The sequence below is a fragment of the Mucilaginibacter sp. genome, from assembly GCF_028288185.1.
In the GTDB taxonomy this organism is placed as follows: domain Bacteria; phylum Bacteroidota; class Bacteroidia; order Sphingobacteriales; family Sphingobacteriaceae; genus Mucilaginibacter.
Genome location: NZ_JAQBOF010000034.1, coordinates 1 through 8,300, shown reverse-complemented (window position 1 = coordinate 8,300; position 8,300 = coordinate 1). Strand labels below are relative to the sequence as shown.

The following is an 8,300-nucleotide window of genomic DNA, read 5'->3' as shown; positions in this document are numbered from 1 at the left end:
ATCAAAGGTTGAAGAAGCTGCTGCAGCTATAAAACAAATTGTAAAATCAGGACGTAAAGTATTATTCGTAGCTACAAAGAAACAAGCGAAAGATATTGTTGCTGAATATTCAAAAACAGTAAACATGCCTTTTATAACCGAACGTTGGTTAGGTGGTATGTTAACTAACTTTGCAACTGTACGTAAGTCGATCAAAAAGATGTCAAACATCGATAAATTGACTAAAGACGGTACTTACACTAACCTTTCTAAAAAAGAAAGATTGATGATACAACGTGAGCGTATCAAATTAGAAACTTTATTAGGTGGTATTGCTGATTTAAATCGCTTACCAGCCGCATTGTTTTTAATTGACGTTAAAAAAGAGCACATCGCGGTATCTGAAGCATTAAAGTTAAACATCCCAACCTTTGCAATGGTTGATACTAACTCTGATCCTTCAAACATTGATTTCCCTATCCCGGCTAATGATGACGCCACCAAATCAATTTCATTGATTACCGGTATCATGATCAAAGCTATCGAAGAAGGTTTAGAAGAACGCAAACGCGAGAAAGATGACGAAGCGGAAAAAGAAGCAGCAGTAGCGAAAGCGAAAGCTGATGCTCCTGAAGTTGCTGACAGAGCCCCGGCTGCTGAAGGTAAAAGAAGCCGCAAAGTAGCTGTTGAAGCTACTGCAGCTGTAGAGGACAGTGCTCCTGCCGCAGCTGATACTACAGAAGAATAATTGAATTTAGTGGTGAGTTTTGAGTGATGGGTTTTTAGTAACTCATATTATAACTCATAACTCACCACTTTTAACTTATAACTGAAAATAAGATGTCTACAGTACAAATAACTGCATCCGATGTAAATAAACTGCGCCAGCAAACCGGTGCAGGTATGATGGATTGCAAAAAAGCTTTAACTGAAACTAATGGTGATTTTGAAGCAGCTATTGATTTTTTAAGAAAAAAAGGTGCTAAAGTTGCAGCCAGCCGTCAAGACCGTGAGTCAAACGAAGGTGTGGTTATTGCTCGTACATCTGCTGATGGCAAACGTGGTGTTATCATCGAGTTAAATTGCGAAACTGATTTCGTTGCTAAAAATGCTGATTTTGTTGCTTTTGCTAACGCGATTGCTAACGAAGCGGTTGAGCAAAATCCCAAATCATTAGAAGAATTAAACCAATTGTCTATCGACATTGAAAACTCACGTTTAACTATAGCTGAAGCTTGCATTGATAAGACAGGTAAAATTGGCGAGAAAATCGGCGTATCTAAATACGAAGTTGTTGAAGGCGATAAAGTTATTGCTTACATACATGGTAATTTCCGTTTAGGGGTATTAGTTGGTTTAAACAAAGACGTTGCCGGTGCTGACGAAGCAGGAAGAGACGTTGCTATGCAAATTGCAGCTATGAACCCTGTTGCTATTGATAAAGATGGTGTTGATTCATCTGTTATCGAACGCGAATTAGAAATTGCTAAAGACGTGATACGTGCAGAAGGCAAACCAGAAGAAATGGTTGAAAAAATTGCTGCAGGTAAACTAAATAAATTTTACAAAGACTCGACCCTATTAAACCAGGAGTTTGTTAAGGACTCATCAAAAAATGTATCTCAGTTTTTAGATACGGTTGATAAGGGCCTTACAGTAACTGCCTTTAAACGGGTAGCTTTAGGAGCTTAAATATTTTAATCCTCGCTGAAAAGCGGGGATTTTTTTTGTTAAATATTTCGTGGATGAACGCAATACTTTGCGTCTCTTTGATAATTGTTCCGGAACGCGAATATTGCGTCCCTACATTTTGAGAAAATGATAACTGCCCTGCATAATCTTCAGCTAATTTCTGATGGTACAATTGCCAGTGGAAAAGCTGTTTTATTAAAAGGCGATCAGATCATCGATGTAATTGCAGATAAGGATATCCCACAAGGTGCAATCCGCATCGATTTAAATAACAACTATCTCGCTCCCGGGCTCGTTGATCTACAGGTTTATGGCAGCGGCGGTAAACTATTGGGGAGCTTTTACCAGGAGGCTGCGCTGGCCCAAATGGAGGATGATTTTCTGCTTCAGGGAACCACCGGCTTCCTGGCCACTATCGGCACAAACAGCGATGAGATTTTCGAAAAAGTTATAGTAGCAGCTAAAAACTATTGGGATAAGCGTAAAGGCAATTTTTTAGGGCTTCATCTGGAAGGGCCTTTTTTAAACCCATTACGTAAAGGCGCTCATTTAGCTGAGTTTATGCACAAAGCCTCGCTTGATAAAGTAAAGCGCTGGCTTGAATTAGGCGGTGGGGTAATCAAAATGATTACTATTGCCCCCGAGTTGCAGGATAACGAAGTTATAAACTACCTGAATGATCAGGGCGTAATATTGTCATCGGGCCATAGTAATGCTACTTACAAAGAAGGCAAAGGGTTTCTTAATAAACCTGTAAAAGCAGTAACACATTTATATAATGCTATGCCGCAGATGCATCACCGCGATCCCGGATATATTCCTGCTATTTTTGAAGAGCGCCCATATACCAGCATAGTTGCTGACGGTGTGCACGTGGATTTTGCAATGATTCGCCTGGCTAAACGTGAATTGGGCGATAAATTATTTTTGATAACCGATGCAGTTACCGAGACCACAGAAGGCACTTATCCCCTGCACGAGCTGCGAGGGAATCATTATGTAATGCCGCCTCATTATACTTTATCGGGCTCATGTTTAACCATGCTGAAAGCTGTACAAAACTGTGTAGAGCACATCGGTATTGAATTGGCCGAAGCTATAAACATGGCCTCATTATACCCGGCACAATTGATAGGTGCAACAAACAAAGGCAAAATTGCAAAAGGTTTTGTTGCGGATCTTATAGTATTTGATCAAGCCTTTACCGCAAAAGGCGTAATATTTAAAGGCTTAACAAAAACGACATAAAATTTTAACAATAGGTTTAATTATATATTTTTGATAAATCCCACACCATCCATGAAATATAAAAGAATATTACTTAAACTCAGCGGCGAATCACTAATGGGCGATAGGCAATACGGCATTGATAACAAGCAGGTATTGCAGTACGCGCAGGATATTAAAGCTGTACATGATAAAGGTATAGAGATAGCTGTTGTTGTAGGTGGTGGTAATATTTTTAGGGGATTAAGTGCCGAAAAATCAGGTATGGAACGTGCCCAGGCAGATTACATGGGGATGCTGGCAACCGTAATAAACTGTATGGCGCTGCAAAACGCGTTAGAAAGCGTTGGTGTTGAAACGCGTCTGCAATCAGCCATAAAAATGGAGCAGATCTGCGAGCCATATATTCGCCGCCGTGCTATGCACCATTTAGAGGTTGGTAAAATTGTAATATTTGGTGCCGGTACAGGTAACCCATATTTTACTACGGATACAGCGGCATCGCTTCGAGCTATCGAAATTAAAGCTGATGTTGTGTTAAAAGGTACGCGCGTAGATGGTATTTATACTGCCGATCCCGAACAGGACCCAACCGCTACCCGTTACGATGAAATTTCTTTTCAGGAAGTATATGATAAGGGCCTTAATGTTATGGACATGACCGCCATTACCCTTTGCCAGGAAAACAAACTACCTATCATTGTGTTCGATATGAACAAGCCCGGCAACTTTATGAAAATTGCCGAAGGTGAACAGATAGGCACGCTGGTTAAATAATGCAGCATAAAAATAACAAGATCTTAGTTGTTGGCGGGGGTAGCTGGGCTACAGCCAATATTAAAATGCTTACGGATAACACTACCGAAAAAGAGATTTTTTGGTGGATGCGAAACGCGCAGGCGGTGGAGCATGTACATAAATTCGGGCATAACCCTAACTATCTAAGCTCGGTAGAGATAAAGGTGCCGGCTGCAAATGTCTCAACAGATCTTAAAGCGTTAATTAAACAGGCAGATGTGATCCTGCTTAATGTACCTGCCGCTTTTATTAAAGAAGCATTGGTTGATATAACCATTGAAGACTTTGCCGGTAAGAAAATAGTATCTGCCATAAAAGGCATTGTGCCTGATGAGAACCTGATCATCGGCGAGTTCTTTAATAAGAAGTACGAGATCTCTTTTGATGACTTCGCGGTAATAAGCGGCCCGTGCCATGCCGAAGAAGTGGCACTGGAGAAACTATCTTACTTAACCATTGCATCGGGCGACCCTGAGCTTGCCGCTGAATTTGCCGGTATGCTTAATACCCGTTACATAAAAACTATCGTGTCTGACGACATCTATGGTACCGAATACGCCGCCGTGCTAAAGAATATCTATGCCATGGCCAGCGGTATTTGCCATGGGGTAGGCTATGGCGACAATTTCCAGGCGGTATTGATATCAAATGCTATACGCGAACTGATGCGCTTTGTTGATGCCGTGCACCCCATAACCCGCGATATTAAAGAGTCTGCCTACCTGGGCGATCTCTTGGTTACCGCTTACTCGCAGTTTAGCCGTAACCGTACCTTCGGTAATATGATAGGCAAGGGCTATACGGTAAGATCGGCACAGTTAGAGATGAACATGATAGCCGAGGGTTATTATGCCGTTAATTGCCTGCACGAGGTTAATAAGCAATACAATGTTGATATGCCTATTGTTGATGCCGTTTATAACATTCTTTATCAAAAGCGCTCCCCTGCTTTTGAGATGCGGCAACTGGCAGATAAATTGAATTAGCAGCCGTTTTAAATTCACACCAGCATCGGGTATTTAGCCGGTAATATTTTCAAGCATTTTTCGGGCATTGTGCCTTTTGCCGGTAGTAATTTTTGCCATTTTTAGGGCATTGGCCCTTATGCCGGTAGTAATTTTGGGCGTTTTCCAGGTATTAGGGTTAATGCCGGTAGTGGATTTTTTAGCTAAAACCGCCTTGGTTGGTTGGAAAAGCCGTTTTCTTTAATTTGAGGTTGATAATGGCCCGCTTTTATCAAACTTTATAAAAGCGATTAAAAATAGAAGAATATAAAAACTGCCATATCAAATATAATCAATTTGGTTAGCAATGTTGGTGACAATGATATGTCAGTAAGTGGATATTTAACAAGATGGATCAGCCACTGAAACGCTTAACTATAGCACCTTTTCCAGCCAAAACATTTCTAAGGGTTGTTTTACAGTGCCAAATTGCGAGGGTATCAATAACGGTATAACCTCACCAGTTTTGCTGTAGCCACGTCTTTCGTACCAGCTGATCAACTCGGTGCGTGTAGTGATAACCGTCATGATGATTGACTTAATATTAATGTTTCGGGCATATGTTTCGACAGCTTGTAATAATTGCTTGCCAAGGCCATTAGTTTGCAGGGTAGGCGATACCGTAAGCATCCCCAGGTAAAGTTTATTGGCGCGTTTTTGTAAATACACGCAGCCGGTTATAATACCCTCATTGTTTGTGTTTTTAAGGATTATGGCTTCGGGATCACTTATTTGTGCGGTAAGACTATCTACGTCAATGCGCTGTCCGTCTATCAGGTTAGCCTCGGTTGTCCAACCTTTTTTTGAAGTTTCGCCGCGGTAAGCAGAATTAATGAGGCCAACCAGTTCGGGTACATCGGTAAGGGTAGCAGGTGTAATGGACATAGCGCAAATTTATTAATTAGCGGGGCAATTAAGCAACCTCAACATTAATTTAATGTATGTTAAGTGCATTAAATTGAATACAGTCGGTCGGTGTTGATATACAACTATAAACTATTTAAAGCCAAGTAACACAAAGGTTTACAGCGCAATGGGCAATACAAAACACTTGGCAGCAAAATTGCATAGACAATTGTATAAACACACAACGAGCTATGAAAAATACATTCAAAATTGCTTTGCTATCAGCCGGATTATTTGCCGCAAGCCAAAGCTTTGCCCAAGAACACCATGAACCAGTTACTAAAAAAGTAGGGCACGCCGCCGAAGATGTAGGTCATGCTACTGCCGTTGCTGCAAAGGACGTTGGCCACAAAACATCAGAAGTTGCTGTTAAAGGCGCTGTTGCTATAGCCGGTAAAAGATATGACGGGCACTGGGCTCCAAGCGGCGAATTAGTATATATTGATAAACATTCGCGCTATTTTTATGTAGACAAACGCGGTCACTATCAATACGTTAAAAAAGCGCAGTTAAGAACTAAACCTTACGAACACTAAAAGTTATACAGGTACAGAACATCTGTTACTATGAAAACATTTGCATTAATAGCCGTTCATGTAATGTCTGCCATATTATTGGCAAGCATGTCGTGAGGTATTAAAGATTAGTTAATTAAAGATTGGTTATTAAAGATTAGTGGATTTGCTATTCACTAATCTTTAATAACCAATTTTCATTCACTAATCTTCCCCAACAAAACAAAAGCCCCTCCGATCAATCGAAAAGGCTTTGTTAACTAAACTAAAACTAAAAATTATTTTTTGAGTGATTAGAGATTAGTTAATTAGAGGTTAGGCAAACCTAATCTCCAATCACTAATTAACCAATTACTAAAATCTGCGTTTACGTTCCGGGCGATCTTCGCGGCGTTTGCCTGAAAAATCACGGAAACCTGCGTTGCTTGGTGCACCACTTCCGCGGTGTCCGCCTTCGCGGCGCTCGCCACCACCACTACGATTGTAGCCACCACCACTTTCACGGCGTTCGCCACCGCCACTACGGTTATAGCTGCCTTCACGGCGTTCGCCACCACCACTGCGGGTTGTGCTTGTGCCTTCGCCGGATACTTCTATCCTAACTTCGCGGCCTTTAAACTCAACGCCTTTAAAGTTGTTGATAACGGCTTCCGATTCGGCATTTGGTACTTCAAAGAAAGAGTAAACACCTTTAACATCTATTTTGCCAACAGTACGGCCGCTTATTTTGCCATTGGTGCAAATGTAACCCAGCAAATCGCCACGGTTAAACTCATCAACAGAACCTAAGTTTATAAATAAACGGGTGTATTCTGATTTACCACCTTCGCCACGTGGAGCACGTTCACTACGTTCTCCGCGCTCACCTCTTTCGCCACGCTCACGATCAAAACGTCCTTCTTCAACAGGGGCGTTCAGATCAGGCGCGTTTTTATAGTAATCTAAAAAGCGGTTAAACTCTATAGACGCAAAACGTTTAATGAAATCTTCTTTGCTCAGGTCCTTAAACTCATCCATTATGCGTGGAAGATATTGTTCAATTTGCTGCTCATTAACCTCTACATTATGTATGGTATGTACAATAGAGAATAGTTGTTTCTCGCAAACATCAAATCCGGTAGGGATCTCAACTTTAACGAATTTTTTGCCTAAGCCACGCTCAATTTGGCGTATTTTACCTAACTCTTTAGCGTTGATGATAGAAATAGATACACCAGTTTTACCGGCACGGGCAGTACGTCCACTACGGTGGGTGTAATTCTCAACCTCATCAGGTAATGAGTAGTTAATAACGTGTGTTACATCATTAACGTCAATACCACGTGCGGCAACGTCAGTAGCAATTAATAATTGCAGGTTACGCTCGCGGTAGCGTTTCATTACTTTATCGCGTTGTTGTTGTGATAAGTCACCGTGTAATGAATCGGCATTGTAGCCATCTTTCATTAACGCTTCGGCAATATCCTGGGTCTCAATTTTAGTACGGCAAAATACGATACCAAAAATGTCAGGGTTAAAATCAACAATACGTTTAAAAGCGGCATACTTATCACGGGCACGTACTATGTAGTACTCGTGCTCGATGTTGGCGTTGCCGGTGATTTTAGTACCCATGGTAAGCTCAAACGGCTCATTCATGTACTTTTTAGCTATGCGGCGTACTTCGGCCGGCATAGTTGCAGAAAACAACCATGTTTTCTTGGTGTCTGGTGTGGTAGATAGGATACTGTCAATATCTTCCTGAAAGCCCATGTTGAGCATTTCATCAGCTTCATCTAATACTACAAATTTCACCTTTGTAAAATCAATTGCCTTACGGTTGATGATATCAAGCATACGGCCAGGTGTGGCAACGACAATTTGTACGCCGCGTCTTATCTGGCGTAATTGGTCAGAAATACTAGCCCCGCCATAAACAGCAACAACGTTAACGTTGCCCATTTTTTTGGAGTAGTTTTTAATGTCGTTAGTAATTTGCAAACAAAGTTCGCGTGTTGGGCATAAAACAAGTGCCTGCGGATGATTTTCTTCGAAATCCAACAGTTCTAATAATGGTAGGCCAAAGGCAGCAGTCTTACCGGTCCCGGTTTGGGCTAATCCGACAAAATCGTTGCTGCCTGTTAACAATACCGGGATTGACTGTTCCTGGATTGGTGTAGGGTTTTCGAACCCTAACTCA

8 protein-coding genes are annotated in these 8,300 nt (G+C 41.4%); 6 read left to right on the top strand and 2 right to left on the bottom strand.

Annotation, left to right across the window (positions count from 1 at the left end):
* The 5 genes from rpsB to JWQ34_RS14840 form a co-directional block, all read left to right on the top strand.
* The coding region (gene rpsB / locus JWQ34_RS14860; protein ID WP_299358402.1) for a 30S ribosomal protein S2 at positions 1-727 on the top strand (727 nt) is incomplete at its 5' end.
* Between the two features lie 92 nt (positions 728-819).
* On the top strand, positions 820-1,671 hold the full coding sequence (gene tsf, locus JWQ34_RS14855; RefSeq protein WP_299358400.1) for a translation elongation factor Ts: 852 nt from the start codon (positions 820-822) through the stop codon (positions 1,669-1,671).
* A 126-nt stretch (positions 1,672-1,797) separates the two neighbouring features.
* On the top strand, positions 1,798-2,919 hold the full coding sequence (gene nagA, locus JWQ34_RS14850; protein WP_299358398.1) for an N-acetylglucosamine-6-phosphate deacetylase: 1,122 nt from the start codon (positions 1,798-1,800) through the stop codon (positions 2,917-2,919).
* Positions 2,920-2,970: 51 nt separating this feature from the next.
* Positions 2,971-3,675: a UMP kinase gene (pyrH, locus tag JWQ34_RS14845; protein WP_299358396.1), complete on the top strand. Its 705-nt coding sequence runs from the start codon at positions 2,971-2,973 to the stop codon at positions 3,673-3,675.
* Positions 3,675-4,682 (top strand): NAD(P)H-dependent glycerol-3-phosphate dehydrogenase, encoded by a 1,008-nt coding sequence (locus tag JWQ34_RS14840; RefSeq protein WP_299358394.1) that lies wholly within the window; start codon positions 3,675-3,677, stop codon positions 4,680-4,682. Before pyrH ends, JWQ34_RS14840 begins: the two co-directional genes overlap by 1 nt.
* Before the next feature lie 393 nt (positions 4,683-5,075).
* On the opposite strand, the gene JWQ34_RS14835 is transcribed toward JWQ34_RS14840, so the two are convergent.
* On the bottom strand, positions 5,076-5,585 hold the full coding sequence (locus JWQ34_RS14835) for a GNAT family N-acetyltransferase (RefSeq protein ID WP_299358391.1): 510 nt from the start codon (positions 5,583-5,585) through the stop codon (positions 5,076-5,078).
* Positions 5,586-5,797: 212 nt separating this feature from the next.
* Between JWQ34_RS14835 and JWQ34_RS14830 the strand changes: the two genes are divergently transcribed.
* Positions 5,798-6,142 (top strand): hypothetical protein, encoded by a 345-nt coding sequence (locus JWQ34_RS14830; protein WP_299358389.1) that lies wholly within the window; start codon positions 5,798-5,800, stop codon positions 6,140-6,142.
* A 333-nt stretch (positions 6,143-6,475) separates the two neighbouring features.
* Here JWQ34_RS14830 and JWQ34_RS14825 read toward each other — a convergent pair.
* Positions 6,476-8,300, bottom strand: a 1,825-nt coding sequence (locus JWQ34_RS14825; protein ID WP_299358387.1) for a DEAD/DEAH box helicase, incomplete at its 5' end; no start/stop codon positions are given.

Coding starts and splice junctions, on each gene's coding strand:
- JWQ34_RS14830 (WP_299358389.1), top strand. CDS start 5,798: ATGAAAAATACATTCAAAATTGCTTTGCTATCAGCCGGATTATTTGCC.
- pyrH (WP_299358396.1), top strand. CDS start 2,971: ATGAAATATAAAAGAATATTACTTAAACTCAGCGGCGAATCACTAATG.
- JWQ34_RS14840 (WP_299358394.1), top strand. CDS start 3,675: ATGCAGCATAAAAATAACAAGATCTTAGTTGTTGGCGGGGGTAGCTGG.
- JWQ34_RS14835 (WP_299358391.1), bottom strand. CDS start 5,585: ATGTCCATTACACCTGCTACCCTTACCGATGTACCCGAACTGGTTGGC.
- nagA (WP_299358398.1), top strand. CDS start 1,798: ATGATAACTGCCCTGCATAATCTTCAGCTAATTTCTGATGGTACAATT.
- tsf (WP_299358400.1), top strand. CDS start 820: ATGTCTACAGTACAAATAACTGCATCCGATGTAAATAAACTGCGCCAG.